Raw genomic sequence first — 15,411 nt, forward strand, 5'->3', positions numbered from 1 at the left:
GCAGCGATGAGCGACCCGGACGATAACCGTAAGAAGATCGCCACCGGCCGGATCGTGGTCTGGATCGTGGTGGGTGGAATCGGTCTCTACCTGATCGTGAGCGGTCTGATCGGGATCTTCACCAAGGGTTAGCCAGCGATCAGGTTCGCCGCGTATCCTGAGTCGGTGGAGAATTTCTGGGTGAATGCGGCGTGGTCGGTGACGCCGACCATCCTCATCGGGCTCATTTTCTGGCTCGTGCTGCGCACGATCCTGCATGCCGACCGCACCGAGCGCAAGGTGTACGCGCAGATCGAGGCCGAGGAGCGCGCGAAGCTAGCTGGCCCCAAGCCCTAGCCTCTGCTCGGGCAATGTCGCGTGCGGCTGGTTGGCGCATGAACTGCCGGTTCGGTCAGCCCCGCGGGCGTAGCCGCACGTTCGGGAGGGTTGGCGCTGGCAGCGGGCGTCCGTCGTAGCCGCGCACCGTGTTGAAGCGACCGTTTTCCGAGCCGCCGCCGACGACATCCGTCTGCCATTGCGTGCGGTAGCCGACGACTTCCTCGTGGGTGCGGCCGATGAAGTTCCACCACATCACGATCTGCTCCCCGAACGGCGCACCGCCCAGCAGCAGGATGCGTGCGGGTCCCTCCCCGGACCGGATCGAGAGGGTGGTGGAGCCGGGTGCGCGGTAGCCCAGGTGCCCGCCCGGGATGAGTACACCGTCGACGTCGACCTCCCCGGTGTCCACGAGAATGCCGTGCTCGAAGCCGGAATCGACCGGGATCGAAAGCGCGGTGCCCGCCGGCAGGTCGAACTGCGCGCCGACGATCGGGGTGAAGGCTGTGGCGGTCGAGACATGTCCGAGCAGACTGCCCAGGAACACGCTCACACTCGCGCCGTGGAATTCGAAGACGGGTGGGATGAAGCGTTCAAAGAATGGTGCGCCATGCCGGGCGGCATCCGGTAGCGCGGTCCACAACTGAACGCCGTGCAGCACAGTCGTAGTGGGCGTGGACACCTCCGAGTGCTGGATGCCGCCTCCCGCCGTCATCAGGTTGAGCTCGCCGGGGCGCACCGTGGCGTGGGCCCCCGAGGAGTCGCGGTGCTCGATCTCGCCGGCGAACAGCCAGCTCACCGTCTGCAATCCGGTGTGCGGATGTGGCGGCACCACCATCCCGCCGGTCGCCGCCACGTCGTCGGGTCCGTAGTGGTCGATGAAGCACCAGGCGCCGATCAGCGACCTCGAGCGCTGCGGCAGCGTGCGTCGTACCGTCATCGCGCGCGGACCGCCCAGCGGTACCATCCTCGGTTCCAGCAGTTGTATTGGGGCTTCCACGACTCCGGTTGCGGTCGCCGATGCGGCGCAGACCAACTCCGGTGGATCCTTCTCGAGGTTGCTCATGGATGCATGCTAACCCGCCCCTCCCGTCTCCATCCCATCTCAAGGAGTTTCTGTATCCAGGGCCCCCGGATGCCGGGCAGCGGGCTGCTCGGCGACAGAAACTCCGTGAGACGGGCTGGTGGGACGGCTGGTGGGACGGACTGGTGGGTGGGAGGGGGGAGGTGTTGGGCGCGGTGGGAAGATGGTGGCATGGAGTACGGAGTGCGGCACCTGCGGTTCGCGCAGTACCGGGTCACCCCGTGGCAGAACGGCAAGGGCGTGACCCGCGAAATCGCCGCCTCTGCGACGTCCGTCGGTTCCGACGCTGCGCCCGATTGGCGCATCAGCATGGCGACGGTCACCGAAGACGCGCCGTTCTCCCGGTTTCCGGGGCTAGTGCGCACCCTCGGCGTGGTGGCCGGCGCGGGAATCGAGCTGACCATTGCCGGGAACTCCCGGCCGATCCACGTCGGTGACGCGCCGGCGGTCTTCCCCGGGGACGTGCCGGCCTCGGCGCGTCCGCTGGACGGCCCGGTGTTCGACCTCAACCTCATGGTGAACCCGGCCCGAATCATGGGTCGGATGTCCGGCATTCCGGCCGGCACCCACGACCTCGCGGGGCTGTCCTGGTTCGTGGTCGCGCTGGTGGACGGCCTTGAGCTGCGCATCAACGATCGGCAACCGCTCGCCCTGCCACGGCTGGACACCGCCAAGCTGGACCTACGGGCCGGCCCGCTCGCCCGGCTCACGCTGAGCCGATCCGTCGCGGATGCGGCGGGCGCGGCATCCGGAGCGCCGGTCGCGTACCTGCTTAGCATCTCCCATTGACCGTCCTGCAGATGCAGCGCGAACCCAGCCGGGGGGTTGCGGGCGCGTGTCCGACGCATCCGCCGTGCGCGCGGTGGCCCGAACGCACCCACGCCGGACGAGGTTTTGTCAGGCAGATGCGCCCCCAGAACTGGGTCACGCCCAGGGCGAACAGGGGCACTATTCCGGGGCAGCGCTGGTTACTCTCTTTGTAACGGCATCGAACCAGCCCGGTGCCGGAGGAGTTAACGAGATGTTTGAAAGATTCACCGACCGAGCACGTCGCGTCGTTGTCTTGGCCCAAGAAGAGGCCAAGATGCTCAACCACAACTACATCGGCACCGAGCACATCCTGCTCGGGCTGATCCACGAGGGTGAAGGCGTCGCCGCGAAGTCTCTCGAGTCGCTCGACATCTCCCTGGATGCGGTGCGCGAGCAGGTGCAGGACATCATCGGTCAGGGCCAGCAGCAACCGACCGGGCACATCCCGTTCACACCGCGCGCTAAGAAGGTGCTCGAGTTGTCGCTGCGCGAGGCGCTGCAACTCGGTCACAACTACATCGGCACCGAGCACATCCTGCTCGGCCTCATTCGGGAGGGCGAGGGCGTCGCCGCCCAGGTGCTCGTCAAGCTAGGAGCCGACCTCAATCGGGTCCGTCAGACGGTCATCCAACTGCTCTCCGGGTACCAGGGGAAGGAGCAGGTCGCCGTGGGTGGCGAACAGCAGCAGAGCGGCGCTCAGGCGGGCTCTCAAATTCTGGACCAATTCGGCCGTAACCTCACTCAAGCCGCCCGTGACGGCAAACTCGACCCGGTGATCGGGCGCGAGAAAGAGATGGAGCGGGTCATGCAGATCCTCTCCCGCCGCTCCAAGAACAACCCGGTGCTGATCGGCGAGCCCGGCGTCGGCAAGACCGCCGTCGTTGAGGGCCTCGCCCAGGCGATCGTGCGCGGCGACGTGCCCGAGACTCTGAAGGACAAACAGCTCTACACGCTTGACCTCGGCTCCCTGATCGCCGGCAGCCGCTACCGCGGTGACTTCGAAGAGCGCCTGAAGAAGGTGACCAAGGAGATCCGCACCCGCGGGGACATCATCACGTTCATCGACGAGATCCACACCCTGGTCGGGGCGGGTGCCGCCGAGGGCGCGATCGACGCCGCCAGCATCCTCAAGCCGTTGCTGGCCCGCGGTGAGTTGCAGACCATCGGCGCGACTACCCTGGACGAGTACCGCAAGCACTTCGAGAAGGATGCCGCGCTTGAGCGCCGCTTCCAGCCGGTGCAGGTGCACGAGCCCACGCTGCCGCACACCATCAACATCCTCAAGGGTCTGCGCGACCGCTACGAGTCCTTCCACAAGGTCTCGATCACGGATGGCGCGATCGTCGCGGCCGCGAACCTCGCCGACCGCTACGTGTCCGACCGCTTCCTGCCCGACAAGGCCATCGACCTGATCGACGAGGCCGGCGCCCGCCTGCGCCTCTCGATCCTGTCCGCCCCGCCGGAGCTGCGGGAATTCGACGACAAGATCGCTGCCGTACGCGGCAAAAAGGAAGCCGCGATCGAAGCCCAAGACTTCGAGAAGGCCGCCTCCCTGCGTGACGAGGAGAAAGGCCTGCTCGGCGAGCGCTTGCGCCTGGAGAAGAAGTGGCGCAGCGGTGAGACCGGGACAACGGGCGTCGTCGATGAGGGAATCATCGCCGAAGTGCTCGCCGCGGCCACCGGCATCCCGGTCTTCAAGCTCACCGAGGAGGAGACCAGCCGTCTCGTCTTCATGGAGAAGGCGCTGCACATGCGCGTGATCGGTCAGGAGGAGGCCATCCAGGCGCTGTCCAAGACCATCCGCCGCACCCGCGCCGGCCTGAAGGACCCGAAGCGGCCCTCCGGTTCGTTCATCTTCGCCGGCCCCACCGGCGTCGGCAAGACCGAGCTGGCCAAGGCGCTGGCGGAGTTCCTGTTCGATGACGAGGATGCCCTGATCGCCCTGGACATGAGCGAGTACGGCGAGAAGCACACCGTTTCCCGCCTGTTCGGCGCCCCTCCCGGATTCGTCGGCTTCGAAGAGGGCGGCCAGCTTACCGAGAAGGTGCGTCGCAAGCCGTTCTCCGTGCTGCTGTTCGACGAGATCGAGAAGGCGCACCCGGATATCTTCAACTCGCTGCTCCAGATTCTGGAGGAAGGCCGATTGACCGATGGCCAGGGTCGCGTCGTCGACTTCAAGAACACCGTGATCATCATGACCACCAACCTCGGTACCAAGGACATCACCGGCGGCCCGGTGGGCTTCCAGATCGAGGGTGACACCGCCACAGGCTACGACCGGATGCGCGGCAAGGTGGTCGAAGAGCTCAAGAAGCACTTCAAGCCGGAGTTCCTGAACCGGGTTGACGAGACGATCGTGTTCCCCCAGCTCAGTCAGGAAGAGTTGCTGCAAATCGTGGATCTGTTCATCAAGCGTCTGGGAAACCGGATGCTGGACCGCGACATGACCGTGGACCTCACCGTGCCCGCCAAGGAGCAGCTGGTCAAGGTTGGTTTCGACCCGACGCTGGGAGCCCGGCCGCTGCGCCGTGCCATCCAGCGCGAGGTGGAGGACCGACTCAGCGAGCGCATCCTGCAGGGAGAGCTGGTGGCCGGCGACCACGTGCACGTCGACTTCAAGGACGGCGAATTCGTGTTCACCACCAGCCGGCAGCCCGGCCGGGAGGAGATCGACGCGCTCGCGGCCGTCGAGACCGGCAACTAGTCGACAGCACATCCCGGGCACGCTCCGGTGGCATCCGGAAGCCGGCACGGTTCACCCCGTGCCGGCTTCCGTGCACCGGCGCTCGGCGCACCCCGCCCGGTCGTGGTGAACCCGTTTCACGGAGATTTTGCAGTCAGTAAGCTGGAATCGCCTACTTCCCAGTCGCGGAAGCAGATTCTCCTTGAGATGGGACTGGATGACAGAGAGCGGTTTTACCGTGCGTCCCGCGCGCACGAGCGATGTCGGGCCGATTCGGCAGCTGGTGGAGCCGCTCGTCCAGCGGCGCATCCTGCTCGGTAAAGACGCGGTCGTGTTCTACGAGGCGATTCAGGAGTTCCGGGTCGCGGTCGACGCGTCCGGCAACACGATCGGCTGCGGCGCCCTCCACGTGATGTGGGAGGACCTGGCCGAGGTGCGCACGCTGGCGGTAGTGCCGCAGTGGCTGCGCAAGGGCGTCGGCCACAAACTGCTCACCACGCTCGAATCCGACGCCACCGAGCTCGGGCTGAGCAGGCTGTTCTGCCTCACCTTCGAGACCGAGTTCTTTCAGCGGCACGGATTCTTCCCCATGGGGGAGAAGAGCGTTGAGCCGGATGTCTACTCCGAGATGCTGCGATCGCCCGACGAGGGCGTCGCGGAGTTCCTCGACCTGGCCCGGGTGAAGCCGAACACGCTCGGCAACACACGGATGCTCAAGCTGCTGTAGCTGCAGCATCCGCCGCCGCACACGCCGCCGAATCGGCGCCGGATCGTGCTGCTTCGCACCTACTCTTATGGCATGTCGACGTTTCGGAATCCCGTCGGCCCCCAGCCCAGCGGCGTTTACTGGCGGCGGCGATTGATGGTGGGCCTCGGCGTGCTCGCCGTGATCGTCATCATCGTGATGATCATCACCCGCCCGGGCAGCGGCGACGCGGCGGTGAAGGACCCCGGAGCGAGCGTAAGCCCCTCGCCGACGAAGTCGGCCGCCGCCGCCCAGAAAGAAGGCGACCCCTGCGTGCCGGCCAGCATCAAGCTGGAGCCGGTGACCGACAAGGGCGTCTACAACGCGGGTGAAAACCCGCTGATCAGCATGAAGATCACCAACACGTCCACCGTCGCCTGCACCATGAACGCCGGGTCGACGCTGCAGCAACTGCGGATCACCAGCGGCAGCGAACTGATCTGGTCGTCGAAGGACTGCCAGAAAGACCCGGTGGACGTGCCGGTGATCCTGCAGCCGAACACGCCGCAATCCACGGCGCCGATCCCCTGGGATCGCACCCGCTCGTCCGCCGGCACCTGTGACGCGGAGCGCAACAAGGTCAAAGCCGGCGGCGCCAGCTACCATCTCAGCGTGCTGCTCGGCGAACTGAAGTCCGCCGGAACGGTGCAGTTCATCCTGAACTAGGCGCCGCGTTCCAGGTCGGGGAGGTACTCCTCCACGACACCGACCAGGCGGGACGGCACCGCCGCGAACGCGGCACGCACCGCATCGCCCAACCGGCCGATTCTCGCATCCAGCACCGTGGTGTAGCCCAGCCGGCGAGCCTCAGCCAGGCGTTGCTTGGCGTTCGAGACGGGCCGGATCTCCCCAGCCAGGCTGACCTCCCCCACCACTGCGAGGGTGTGACTGAGCGCGGTGTCGGTCAGTGCGCTGGCCAGGGCCAGCGCGATCGCGAGGTCCGCGCCGGGTTCGGTGAGCCGGATGCCGCCGACCGTCGACACATACACGTCGCAGCTGGAGAATTCCAGCTTCAGCCGCCGCTCCATCACCGCGAGCAGCATCGCCACCCGGGAGGAGTCGACCCCGTTCACGACCCGGCGCGGTTGCGACTGGGAGGACTTGGCGACGAGCGCCTGCACTTCGACAGGCAGCGCGCGCCGCCCCTCGACCGCGACCGTGACACAGGTGCCGCTCACCGGTCCTCGGCCATGGCTGAGAAACAGCCCGCTCGGGTCTTCCACCTCGATGATGCCGTCTCCGGTCATCTCGAAGCAGCCCACCTCATCCGTGGGGCCGAAGCGGTTCTTCTGGGCACGGATGAACCGCAGGTTGGTCTGCCGGTCGCCCTCGAAGTGGCAGACCACGTCCACCAGGTGCTCGAGCAGGCGGGGGCCGGCGATCGAGCCGTCCTTGGTCACGTGGCCGACGAGCAGGATCGGCAGGTTGCGGTCCTTGGAGACTCGGATGAGCGTCGCCGCCACCTCCCTCACCTGCGCGGGCCCGCCGGCCAGCCCGTCGGTCAGCGACGAGGACACGGTCTGCACCGAGTCCACGATGACCAGGTGTGGTTGGGTTTGGTCGATCTGGCCCAGGATGGTGGCCAGATCGGTCTCCGCGGCGAGGAACAGGCTCGGGTGCAGCGCGTTCGTGCGTTCCGCGCGCAGTCGCACCTGGTTGACTGATTCCTCCGCGCTCACGTAGAGCACCCGCATCCCGCTCTCCGCGGCGCGGGAGGCCACCTCCAGCAGCAGCGTCGACTTGCCGACCCCCGGCTCACCGCTGAGCAGGATGGTGGCGCCTGGCACGATGCCGCCGCCGAGCACGCGGTCGAACTCCTGGATGCCGCTAGGCCAGTGCGCGACACTCTCCGCGCTGATCTCGGTGATGGGACGCGCCGCCCGGGCATCGCTCACCCGGCTGGCGGTGACGTGCGGGCTCGGCGCGGCCTGGTCGAGTGCATCCAGCACCGTGCCCCAGCTCTGGCATTCGCCGCAGCGGCCGGCCCATTTGGGTGTCGTCCATCCGCATTCGGTGCATCGGTAATTGCTGGTGGAACGGGCCATGGGGCCAGCCTAATCGGCAGCACCGACGCAGCCTCCGGCTACACGCCCGCTAGCGGCGTAGCATCCGGTCGAGCGCCTTGGGGAGGAGAGGAAGGAACGCGGATGCCCAGGTGCTGTAGCCGCGGTCGTTCGGGTGGAAGAAGTCCACCGACACGTCCCGCAGCGCGGTGCGCGAGACGCCGCGGCGTTTCGTGGCGTCGTGCAGCGGCACCAGGGTGAGCGAGTGGTCCGCCACGACCTGGTGCACGATGGTGTTGGCGATCGCCACGTTCCGTTCCCGCTCGCCTAGGTAGAAGCTGGGCAGGTCCGCCACGAGTGCATTCGGCGGCAACGCTGCGCACAGTTGCTCGAACTCGCGGGCGAATCGCTTCCGGTCGAACTCCGCGATGTCGTTCGCACCCACCGACACCGTGATGACGTCCGCTTCCAGGCCGTGAAGCTGGGGCACCTGCTTCGCCAGCACGTCTCGCAGCCGCGCGCCGGCCTGGCTGAGGTTGATCACCCGCACGCTCTGACCGGAACTGGCGCGCAAGTGCTTGGCGATCAGCCCGACGTAGCTGCGGCCCGGCCGGCTCGCACCGATGCCTTGAGCCGCGGAGTCGCCCATCGCCACATAGAGCAGGTCGCCGGTGCCTGTGCGCTGGTCTTTCCACCATTTCGCGTTGATCTGGTGCGTGCTCAGCAGGTGGGTTTCGCCGTGATGGCGGCGCCGCTCGACGAGCCACACGATCACCGCTCCGCCCACCACTACGAGGGCGATGCCGGAGATCACCGCCAGCAGCACGGCATCACGAAAGTCGACAAGCACGCGTCACAGTATCTCGCCCACCTTGCCGTTACCTGGGGCGCAGCCGGTAGGGCCGCGCTCGAAGCAAACCAGGCCCGATCGTGTACTAAACTCGTCCGCGGTACCGTGTCCGAGTGGCCGAAGGTGCAACTCTCGAAAAGTTGTGTGGGTGAAAGCCCACCGTGGGTTCAAATCCCACCGGTACCGCCATTCCTGCCGTCGTGCTGCCATGCGCGCCCGCGGCGTCGTAACGTGGAGGCGTGTTCACCTTCACCGACTTGCGCATCCGAATTCTCGCCGCACCTATGGCCGGCGGTCCGTCCACGCCGGCGCTGGTACGCGCCGCCGCGTCGGTGGGAGCGTTCGGCTTCCTCGCCGCCGGCAGCAAGAGCGTGGATGCCTTGGCCGCCCAGGTCGCTGAGGCGTTGACCACCGTGGACGGCCCGTTCGGCGTGAACCTGTTCGTCCCCGGGACGGTGCGCGGCAATCCAGCCCAGGTGCAGGCTTACCGTGCCGAGCTCGAGGCCGATGCGGCGCGCTACGACGTGCCACTGCCGCAGCCGGCCGCGGACACCACGGACCACTGGGCCGACAAGATCGAATACCTGCTCGCGCATCCGGTGCCCGTGGTGTCTTTCACGTTCGGCACCCCGCCGGCCGATGTCGTCGAACGGATGCACGCGGTCGGCACCCACGTCAGCGTCATGGTGACCGATCCGGACGAGGCCGCCGCCGCTGAGGCCTCCGGTGCCGACAGCCTCGTGGTGCAGGGTCCGGATGCCGGCGGCCACCGCGGCACGCACGCGGTCGACAAGTCACCGGATACCCGCGACCTAGACCAGTTGCTCGCGGACGTGCAGTCGGTCAGCGCGCTCCCGCTCGTCGCGGCCGGCGGCATCGGCACGGCCGAGCGGGTCGTCGAGCTACTGGCCCGCGGTGCGGTGGCGGCGCAGGTGGGAACCGCGCTGCTCCTGACCCCGGAGTGCGGAGCCTCCGCCGTGCACAAGGAGGCGCTGCGCTCGGGGGCGTATCCCGGCACGACGCTCACCCGGGCATTCTCGGGTCGGCTCGCCCGCGGACTGACGAACCGGTTCATCATGGACCACGACGACACCGCCCCGGCCGCGTACCCCGAGGTCAACCAGCTCACCCGGCCGCTGCGCGCCGCCGCGGCGGCCGCCGGCGACCCGGGCGGCGTCTCGCTGTGGGCCGGCACCGGATTCCGCGACATTCGCGAAGCGCCGGCCGCCGACGTCATCGTGGGGCTGTGGGCCCGCGGCTGACGGCCATCATCACACGTTCCGGTGGTCGAGCCCTGTCGCGGTGGTCGAGCCCCGTCGAGACCCGCGTACGGGCGATTTCGACGGGGCTCGAATTATCGGACGCTCATCCCTGGGATTCCAGCTCGGCCTCCCGGGCACGCAGCCCGTGCATGTCGTAGCTGAGCTCGCCGGCCTTCAGCCGAACTCGCATGGCGGCCTCCTTGTCGCGACGTGCCCGGGCCGCAGCAAGCGAGGCATCTACCTCGTCGCGGGCCACGACCACCGCGCCGTCGGCATCCAAGATGATGATGTCGCCCGGCTCGATGCTGGCGCCTCCCACGGTGACCGGCACGTCGACGTGGCCGGGATCGGCCTTGACGGCACCGCGGACACGGATCCATCTCGCCCACACCGGCAGGCCGAGTTCGGTGACCTCCTCGAAGTCGCGGATCGAGGCATTCACCAGCACCCCGGCCGCCCCGTGCACCTGCGCCTGGGTCAGCAGCAGGTCGCCGACGAGCGCGACCGGCTGCGGCTCCGGCATCGTGAGCACCAGCACGTCGCCGGGGGTCAGGTGCGACATCACGGCGTGCACCGCCCAGTTGTCGCCCTGAGCGCAGGAGGCGATCCGGGCCGGCCCGGCCACCCGGGAACCGGGCTGCAGCTGGGTGAACTGGATGTCGATCAACCCACGCCGGCCCTGCGCCTCGTAGACGGTGGCGGTGCCGAGCTCGGCGAGTTCCTCCAGGATGTCCTGGCTGACCCCGCTCACAGCGCGTCCACCACGTTCGGCACGATCCGTTGGAACGCCTCGGCGTACTTGATCTCGGCGTTGCCGGTGACCTTGCGGGCATGGTTGGCGCGCTGTTCCGCACGCTGACCGTAGTATTCGCGCAGGTAGACCTGCGCGGCCATCGCCGCCATCGCCTCGTTCTTCGAGTCGATGACGCTGGTGATGTCCACGTACACCTGAGGCATGAACCCGCTCAGCTCCGGCTGGTGCGGCTCGAAGACCAGGAATTCGGATGGCTTGGCGGTACGGAAGCCACTGGCGACCCCGGCACCGGAGGTCAGCAGACGCGCCCGCGCCACGGTCTGGTACGCGACGGGGTGGTCCGGGTTGAACGGGTCCTTGTCCGGGTGGGTGATCACCACGTTCGGGGCGAAGTCCCGCATCAGCTCGGCCAGCCGGTCGACACGCTCCGGCCCCACCTCGAGCGGGTAGTCACCGAAGTCGAAGCCCTGGAACGACGCACCGACCGCGTTGGCGGCCTTCTCGGCCTCGCCGTGTCTGATCCGCTTGACGTTCTCCTCCGTCTGACCGGGCTCCTTCCACAGCGCGCCGGATTCGCCGCGCTCGCCGTAGGAGAGCGCGACGACGATGGCCTCCCCGCCAGCGCTGGTGTGCTTGGCGATGGTGCCGGCGGCGCGCCAGACGAAGTCCGCGCTGTGAGCGCCGACCACGAGCATCCTGCGGGCGCTCATGCTGCCCGTCCCGGAATGTTCGCCGGTGCCGCCATTCGGCGGGTGTTCAGTACTGCCATTACGTGGATCTCCTCATCGGTAAAGCCGGCTCGGAGGAGTTGGTCGGCCAGTAAGGCCAGCCCGTCCTCGACCGGCGGGTTGAACGGTTGGCCCAGATCGCTCGACAAGATCGAGTATTCCGGGCCGACCGCGCGAATGTGGTCAAACAGCTCCTCCCACGTCACCTTGCCGGTGTACGGCGTGGTGAAGCACCGTTCAAGCAGTGCGCCGCGCCCAGCGAGGCGCTGCTGCACGTCGACTGGCAACTGCTGGGAGGTGAACTCCGGATGCGTGACGACGATACGACGGATGCCGGCGTCGAGCCCTGCGTCGACGACCGCGACGATCTCGGGCTGGCTGAGGTGCCCGGTGGCGAGCACCATGTCGTGCGCGGCGATCACATCGAGCACGTCGCGCACTTCCGGAAGAACGCCGCCCTGGTCGTCGAGCACGGCGATCGCAGGAGCCATGATTCCCTTCGCGGCGAGGTCATCCTGCAACTGCGCCCACATCGGCGGGGTGGCGCCCTCAGGCATCTTGGCCCGGCTCCCGCGTTGGTTCAGGCTGTCCACGGTGGGGAACCAGATGGTATTCGCCCCCTGCCGACCGGCGATCTCGACGGCGACCGGGTTCATTCCGCCCACCGATCCGTTGAGCGTCACCGCTCCGAGCACATCTACCCCGGGGACGACCCCGCGCACGACTTCGGCGCGTTCGGCCGTGGACACATAGTGCGACTTCAGCACGAACCCGGCCATGCCGACTTCCGCGAACCGCCTGGCCAATGACACGTCGTCGATCCGGCGGGGCATCACATCCGGTGCGATGTGGACGTGGGTGTCGTAGGCGCCGAGGACCAGGGCGCGGGCGTGGTCACTCGGTACTGGGTGGTCGGTCATCGTGCCTCCCAGGCAGGTGAATGTGGCTGTGTTGAATGTGGCCGTGTGCTGGTCATGCGGCGCTCGGGCCCGTCGCCACCTGGGACGTGTGCTGGGAGCGCGCCCCCGTGGTGTCTTTCAACGTCTCGGCGACGTGCGAAAGGTGGATGCGCATGGCCGTTCCGGCGCGCTCCGGGTCGTGCGCGGCGATCGCTTCGACGATTTCGGTGTGTTCGGCGATGGAATTCTTGGCGCGGCCGACCACAAGTACGGTGCGGTACTGGAAGCGCACCAATTGTGCCCTCAACTCGGCGATGAGTCGGGCCGCGGTCTGGTTGCGCGAGATCGCGGTCACCGTGGCGTGCAGCTTCGAATTGGTGTCGGAGTAGGTGAGCAGGTCCCCGGAATCCAGGTAGCCGCGCATTTCGACCAGAAGATTGCGCATGAAGCGGATGTCGTCATCCGTCGCGTGGAGAGCGGCTCCTTGTGCCGCCAGCGATTCCAGCGCCGCGCGGGTTTGGATGATCTCGAACGCCTCGGACTCGGACACCATTCGCACCCGGGCTCCTCGATTGAGCTCCCGTATGACGAGCCCCTCGTTCTCCAGCTGGGCGAGGATGATGCGCACCGCCGCGCGCGACACGCCGAGCGAGTCGATCAGATCCGACTCGACGAGACGCTCGTTCGGCATGACACGCCCCCGCACGATGTCGGCGTGCAGCCGCTGATAGCCGTCCTTGGTGGAGGACTTGCGCTTCGGCGCGGCGGTGTGCTGCTGACGAGGTGGCAGCTGGTCGTCGGTGAGGGCAGTCATGATCGGCCTTCGGCCAGGCTCGAAAGCCACTTCAGCGCGCCCTCGGTCATCCAACTCGGGCTGCCGAGCTGCTTTACGTACTCCAGGGCATCCGCGATCTCGTGGGTGCGGCGTACCGCGTGAGTGTGGCTGCCAGTGAAGAGCCGCTCGACCAGCGCATGACCGTCCGGGCCGAGCTCTGCCGCCATCTGGTCGCGAATCCAGGCTTCGTTGCCCGCCGCGTCTCCGGCAGCGATGGTCTCCAGCACGAGGCCGGCCAGACCTTTCATGAACACGCTGCGCAGCAGCTTCCGGCTGGCCGCGGTTCCCGCCGCACCCGGGATCACCTCGATGGGGACCTCGAACGGCTTCAGCAGGTCCGCGGTCCGCTGGGCGCCGGTCCCGCTGGTCATCAACGGGGTCTTACTGCCGGCCCGGTTGACCGGGGCGAGCACCGCGACGTCGGCGAACTGGATGCCGGCGTCCGCGGCCTTCTGCGCGAGGCTCGTCTTCACCGCGGGAGAAGCCGTGTTGAAGTCGGCGTAGACGGTGGAACCGCCCAGGTAGGGGATCACGGCGTCGGCGACCGGGGTGGATGCCGAGGCCCCCACCAGGCTGATCACGAGGTCGGCCGCGTCCACGGCGGTGACGATGTCATCAAACTGCGGGATCGAGCCGTCCGAAATAGTGACGTAGGGGTCGTAGCCGCGCACGACGGCTCCTGACTCCAGAAGCCCCGTGGCGTAAAGCTTGCCCGCCTCGCCTAATCCCACGACGGTGACAGTGGTCACGCGACCTCCTCGGTCAACAGCATTGTTGAAAATCGAGTGTACAGGATTATTAACAATCCGGCCCCCTCATGCCCTTTCATTATTCAGGAGGCTGTGTGACGGGTGAGGTGTACGAGGCAAACGTGACCACGTCCGGCAACTCCTGCCACGTCCGTCACACGACGTCCTGAATAATGAAAGGGCACGGATGGTGGGTGCCGGGTGCCGGAGGCTACAGGGCGGTGCGGTTGCGACGCCAGCTCACGACGCCGGCGATGATCGACGCGAGAATGAACGCTCCGCCGACCAAATAGGCCGAAGACTTGACGCTCGGGATGGTGGCGGCGAAGTAGCCGGTGACCGTGATCAGCACGCCCCACGCGAGCGCGCCGACGAGGTTCGCCGCCAGGAACCGGTAGTAGTTCATCCGGGCGATGCCGGCGATCGCCGGCACGAAGACACGCCCCCACGGGATGAAGCGGGCCACCACCACCGCCCACCAGCCCAGGTCGTCGTAGAACTTCTCCGATTTGGCGACGGCCGACGCGATCCAACCGCCCTTCCGGCGGTCGAGGTACGGGCGGCCGTAGTGACGTCCGAGGACGAAGCCGAGCTGGTCCCCAAGAAACGCCGCCACACCGACCCCGACGGCCAGCACCCAGATATCGACGCCGTCGGCCCTGGCGGCGATCAGTCCGGCGGCGAACAGCAGGGAATCGCCGGTGATGAACGGGATGAACACTCCGACGAAGAGCCCGGTGCCGGAGAATACAAGACCCCAGACGATGAGATAGAAGACAATCGGGCCGAACGTCGTGAGCCAGTCGGACGCCTGACCGTCTAGCGCGGCGAGTGGAAGCATCCGGCTCTCCTGACTGCGTGAGTGTGTCGAGCAGGTCTCGGGCGGTGGTCGGGGCGCCCTGGTCCGGTTAGGGCTCCGGCCTGTACACGCCCCTGTTGGTCTGCGATCGGGCGGCCTGGGCCGCGGAACGCTCAGCGAGACGGTGCCGCACGTCCGCTTCTGCCGCCTCGATGACCGCGGCGTCAAGCGGGGCGTTGGTGTGCTCGTTGGTGCCGTGGTACTTCTCGATGTACGCATCCAGTGCCGGGCCTGACTCCCACGAGGTGATCAGGCTGTACCGGGGCTGCGGTCCCGGATGCCAGGTGGCATGCCAGAAGCGCTGCGTGTCGATGACGACCTGTGCGCCGGCCGGCAGCGCGATGCGGATCTCGGTGCTCGGGTCGAAGCGACTCTCGCGCAGCACGAAGTACGAGCCGGCGTCATCCGTGAGGTTGAAGAACCCGCGGACGATCCAGCCGCTGCCGTCGGGGTTCAGTCGGTTGTTGTCGTCCTGGTGCAGGTTGTAGAGGGCGTCCGCGTACTGGTTGGGCTGCAGCTCGATGACCCGGCAGCGTCCGACGTTGGCGCCGGGCTCCTGCGCGCGGCGGGCTAGTTGTGGTGCCTTGGCTACCTGCGCGTCGATCCACACGCCGTCCTTGTCGGCACGGGGCGGCTGGTGGTTCCAGAATCCGTTGACGTCCATTTCACCGTCGGCGCTGGTGAGCGGCGCGAAGCGGGTGTCCCCGGATGATTTCCAATCGACATACTCGAGGTCGAGCCATTCCCTGGGGTCGGCGTCCTGATGGTACCGGTCCAGGATCACGAAGCCCTTCTCGGCGAGGAGTGCTGATGTGGTGTAGCTCATGTGAGCCCT

Annotated in this window: 17 protein-coding genes and 1 tRNA gene; 8 read left to right on the top strand and 10 right to left on the bottom strand. The window is 67.4% G+C overall.

Going from position 1 to position 15,411, the window contains the following annotated elements; genetic code table 11:
• Positions 1 to 6 precede the first annotated feature (6 nt).
• A complete protein-coding gene (locus ABFX56_RS09800; RefSeq protein ID WP_346233057.1) occupies positions 7 to 132 on the top strand; it encodes a hypothetical protein in 126 nt (41 codons plus the stop codon).
• Between the two features lie 33 nt (positions 133 to 165).
• A complete protein-coding gene (locus ABFX56_RS09805) occupies positions 166 to 336 on the top strand; it encodes a hypothetical protein (protein ID WP_346233058.1) in 171 nt (56 codons plus the stop codon).
• A gap of 55 nt (positions 337 to 391) precedes the next feature.
• Here ABFX56_RS09805 and ABFX56_RS09810 read toward each other — a convergent pair whose 3' ends face one another.
• Complete coding sequence (locus ABFX56_RS09810; protein WP_346233059.1) at positions 392 to 1,381, bottom strand: pirin family protein; 990 nt, start codon at positions 1,379 to 1,381, stop codon at positions 392 to 394.
• Positions 1,382 to 1,570: 189 nt separating this feature from the next.
• On the opposite strand from ABFX56_RS09810, the gene ABFX56_RS09815 reads away from it, so the two are divergent.
• The 4 genes from ABFX56_RS09815 (at position 1,571) to ABFX56_RS09830 (ending at position 6,303) form a co-directional block, all read left to right on the top strand.
• The gene (locus ABFX56_RS09815; protein ID WP_346233060.1) at positions 1,571 to 2,188 is read left to right on the top strand and encodes a HutD/Ves family protein; all 618 of its coding nucleotides are present in this window, start codon (positions 1,571 to 1,573) and stop codon (positions 2,186 to 2,188) included.
• A gap of 232 nt (positions 2,189 to 2,420) precedes the next feature.
• Positions 2,421 to 4,913: an ATP-dependent Clp protease ATP-binding subunit gene (locus tag ABFX56_RS09820; RefSeq protein WP_346233061.1), complete on the top strand. Its 2,493-nt coding sequence runs from the start codon at positions 2,421 to 2,423 to the stop codon at positions 4,911 to 4,913.
• Positions 4,914 to 5,109: 196 nt separating this feature from the next.
• The gene (locus tag ABFX56_RS09825; RefSeq protein ID WP_346233062.1) at positions 5,110 to 5,619 is read left to right on the top strand and encodes an amino-acid N-acetyltransferase; all 510 of its coding nucleotides are present in this window, start codon (positions 5,110 to 5,112) and stop codon (positions 5,617 to 5,619) included.
• 72 nt (positions 5,620 to 5,691) lie between these two features.
• Positions 5,692 to 6,303, top strand: coding sequence for a hypothetical protein (locus ABFX56_RS09830; RefSeq protein ID WP_346233063.1), 612 nt, complete (start codon positions 5,692 to 5,694; stop codon positions 6,301 to 6,303).
• Here the strand turns inward: ABFX56_RS09830 and radA are convergent.
• Together radA and ABFX56_RS09840 are read right to left on the bottom strand one after the other, a co-directional pair.
• Positions 6,300 to 7,682: a DNA repair protein RadA gene (gene radA / locus ABFX56_RS09835; RefSeq protein ID WP_346233064.1), complete on the bottom strand. Its 1,383-nt coding sequence runs from the start codon at positions 7,680 to 7,682 to the stop codon at positions 6,300 to 6,302. The two genes, ABFX56_RS09830 and radA, sit on opposite strands and share 4 nt — an antisense overlap.
• Before the next feature lie 49 nt (positions 7,683 to 7,731).
• Entirely contained in the window at positions 7,732 to 8,490 is a 759-nt protein-coding gene (locus ABFX56_RS09840) for an SGNH/GDSL hydrolase family protein (protein WP_346233065.1), read from the bottom strand.
• A gap of 99 nt (positions 8,491 to 8,589) precedes the next feature.
• Here ABFX56_RS09840 and ABFX56_RS09845 point away from each other — a divergent pair.
• Both ABFX56_RS09845 and ABFX56_RS09850 read left to right on the top strand, forming a co-directional pair.
• Positions 8,590 to 8,679: transfer RNA gene (locus ABFX56_RS09845), tRNA-Ser, on the top strand.
• Positions 8,680 to 8,729: 50 nt separating this feature from the next.
• Positions 8,730 to 9,752: a nitronate monooxygenase gene (locus tag ABFX56_RS09850; protein WP_346233066.1), complete on the top strand. Its 1,023-nt coding sequence runs from the start codon at positions 8,730 to 8,732 to the stop codon at positions 9,750 to 9,752.
• Positions 9,753 to 9,855: 103 nt separating this feature from the next.
• Here ABFX56_RS09850 and ABFX56_RS09855 read toward each other — a convergent pair whose 3' ends face one another.
• The 7 genes from ABFX56_RS09855 to ABFX56_RS09885 all read right to left on the bottom strand — a co-directional run bounded on the left by ABFX56_RS09855 (position 9,856) and on the right by ABFX56_RS09885 (position 15,402).
• Positions 9,856 to 10,503, bottom strand: coding sequence for a 4-carboxy-4-hydroxy-2-oxoadipate aldolase/oxaloacetate decarboxylase (locus ABFX56_RS09855; protein WP_346233067.1), 648 nt, complete (start codon positions 10,501 to 10,503; stop codon positions 9,856 to 9,858).
• On the bottom strand, positions 10,500 to 11,216 hold the full coding sequence (locus ABFX56_RS09860) for a PIG-L deacetylase family protein (RefSeq protein ID WP_346233068.1): 717 nt from the start codon (positions 11,214 to 11,216) through the stop codon (positions 10,500 to 10,502). The genes ABFX56_RS09855 and ABFX56_RS09860 overlap by 4 nt, the downstream gene beginning before the upstream one ends.
• Positions 11,213 to 12,154, bottom strand: coding sequence for a DUF6282 family protein (locus ABFX56_RS09865; protein ID WP_346233069.1), 942 nt, complete (start codon positions 12,152 to 12,154; stop codon positions 11,213 to 11,215). The genes ABFX56_RS09860 and ABFX56_RS09865 overlap by 4 nt, the downstream gene beginning before the upstream one ends.
• A 52-nt stretch (positions 12,155 to 12,206) precedes the next feature.
• Positions 12,207 to 12,947, bottom strand: coding sequence for a GntR family transcriptional regulator (locus ABFX56_RS09870; RefSeq protein WP_346233070.1), 741 nt, complete (start codon positions 12,945 to 12,947; stop codon positions 12,207 to 12,209).
• Positions 12,944 to 13,717 carry a DUF1932 domain-containing protein gene (locus ABFX56_RS09875; RefSeq protein ID WP_346233071.1) on the bottom strand — a complete coding sequence of 258 codons (774 nt, stop codon included), beginning with the start codon at positions 13,715 to 13,717 and terminating at the stop codon, positions 12,944 to 12,946. Before ABFX56_RS09875 ends, ABFX56_RS09870 begins: the two co-directional genes overlap by 4 nt.
• Before the next feature lie 211 nt (positions 13,718 to 13,928).
• Positions 13,929 to 14,558 carry a DedA family protein gene (locus ABFX56_RS09880; RefSeq protein ID WP_346233072.1) on the bottom strand — a complete coding sequence of 210 codons (630 nt, stop codon included), beginning with the start codon at positions 14,556 to 14,558 and terminating at the stop codon, positions 13,929 to 13,931.
• Between the two features lie 67 nt (positions 14,559 to 14,625).
• Complete coding sequence (locus ABFX56_RS09885; RefSeq protein WP_346233073.1) at positions 14,626 to 15,402, bottom strand: hypothetical protein; 777 nt, start codon at positions 15,400 to 15,402, stop codon at positions 14,626 to 14,628.
• Positions 15,403 to 15,411: the final 9 nt, after the last annotated feature.

The organism is Parafrigoribacterium mesophilum (genome assembly GCF_039652555.1).
Lineage (GTDB): Bacteria > Actinomycetota > Actinomycetes > Actinomycetales > Microbacteriaceae > Parafrigoribacterium > Parafrigoribacterium mesophilum.

What these genes read in the sequence shown, in the direction of transcription:
- ABFX56_RS09825 (WP_346233062.1), top strand. Translation starts at nt 5,110, where the DNA reads ATGACAGAGAGCGGTTTTACCGTGCGTCCCGCGCGCACGAGCGATGTC.
- ABFX56_RS09830 (WP_346233063.1), top strand. Translation starts at nt 5,692, where the DNA reads ATGTCGACGTTTCGGAATCCCGTCGGCCCCCAGCCCAGCGGCGTTTAC.
- ABFX56_RS09870 (WP_346233070.1), bottom strand. Translation starts at nt 12,947, where the DNA reads ATGACTGCCCTCACCGACGACCAGCTGCCACCTCGTCAGCAGCACACC.
- radA (WP_346233064.1), bottom strand. Translation starts at nt 7,682, where the DNA reads ATGGCCCGTTCCACCAGCAATTACCGATGCACCGAATGCGGATGGACG.
- ABFX56_RS09885 (WP_346233073.1), bottom strand. Translation starts at nt 15,402, where the DNA reads ATGAGCTACACCACATCAGCACTCCTCGCCGAGAAGGGCTTCGTGATC.
- ABFX56_RS09865 (WP_346233069.1), bottom strand. Translation starts at nt 12,154, where the DNA reads ATGACCGACCACCCAGTACCGAGTGACCACGCCCGCGCCCTGGTCCTC.
- ABFX56_RS09810 (WP_346233059.1), bottom strand. Translation starts at nt 1,381, where the DNA reads ATGAGCAACCTCGAGAAGGATCCACCGGAGTTGGTCTGCGCCGCATCG.
- ABFX56_RS09880 (WP_346233072.1), bottom strand. Translation starts at nt 14,558, where the DNA reads ATGCTTCCACTCGCCGCGCTAGACGGTCAGGCGTCCGACTGGCTCACG.
- ABFX56_RS09800 (WP_346233057.1), top strand. Translation starts at nt 7, where the DNA reads ATGAGCGACCCGGACGATAACCGTAAGAAGATCGCCACCGGCCGGATC.
- ABFX56_RS09860 (WP_346233068.1), bottom strand. Translation starts at nt 11,216, where the DNA reads ATGAGCGCCCGCAGGATGCTCGTGGTCGGCGCTCACAGCGCGGACTTC.
- ABFX56_RS09815 (WP_346233060.1), top strand. Translation starts at nt 1,571, where the DNA reads ATGGAGTACGGAGTGCGGCACCTGCGGTTCGCGCAGTACCGGGTCACC.
- ABFX56_RS09820 (WP_346233061.1), top strand. Translation starts at nt 2,421, where the DNA reads ATGTTTGAAAGATTCACCGACCGAGCACGTCGCGTCGTTGTCTTGGCC.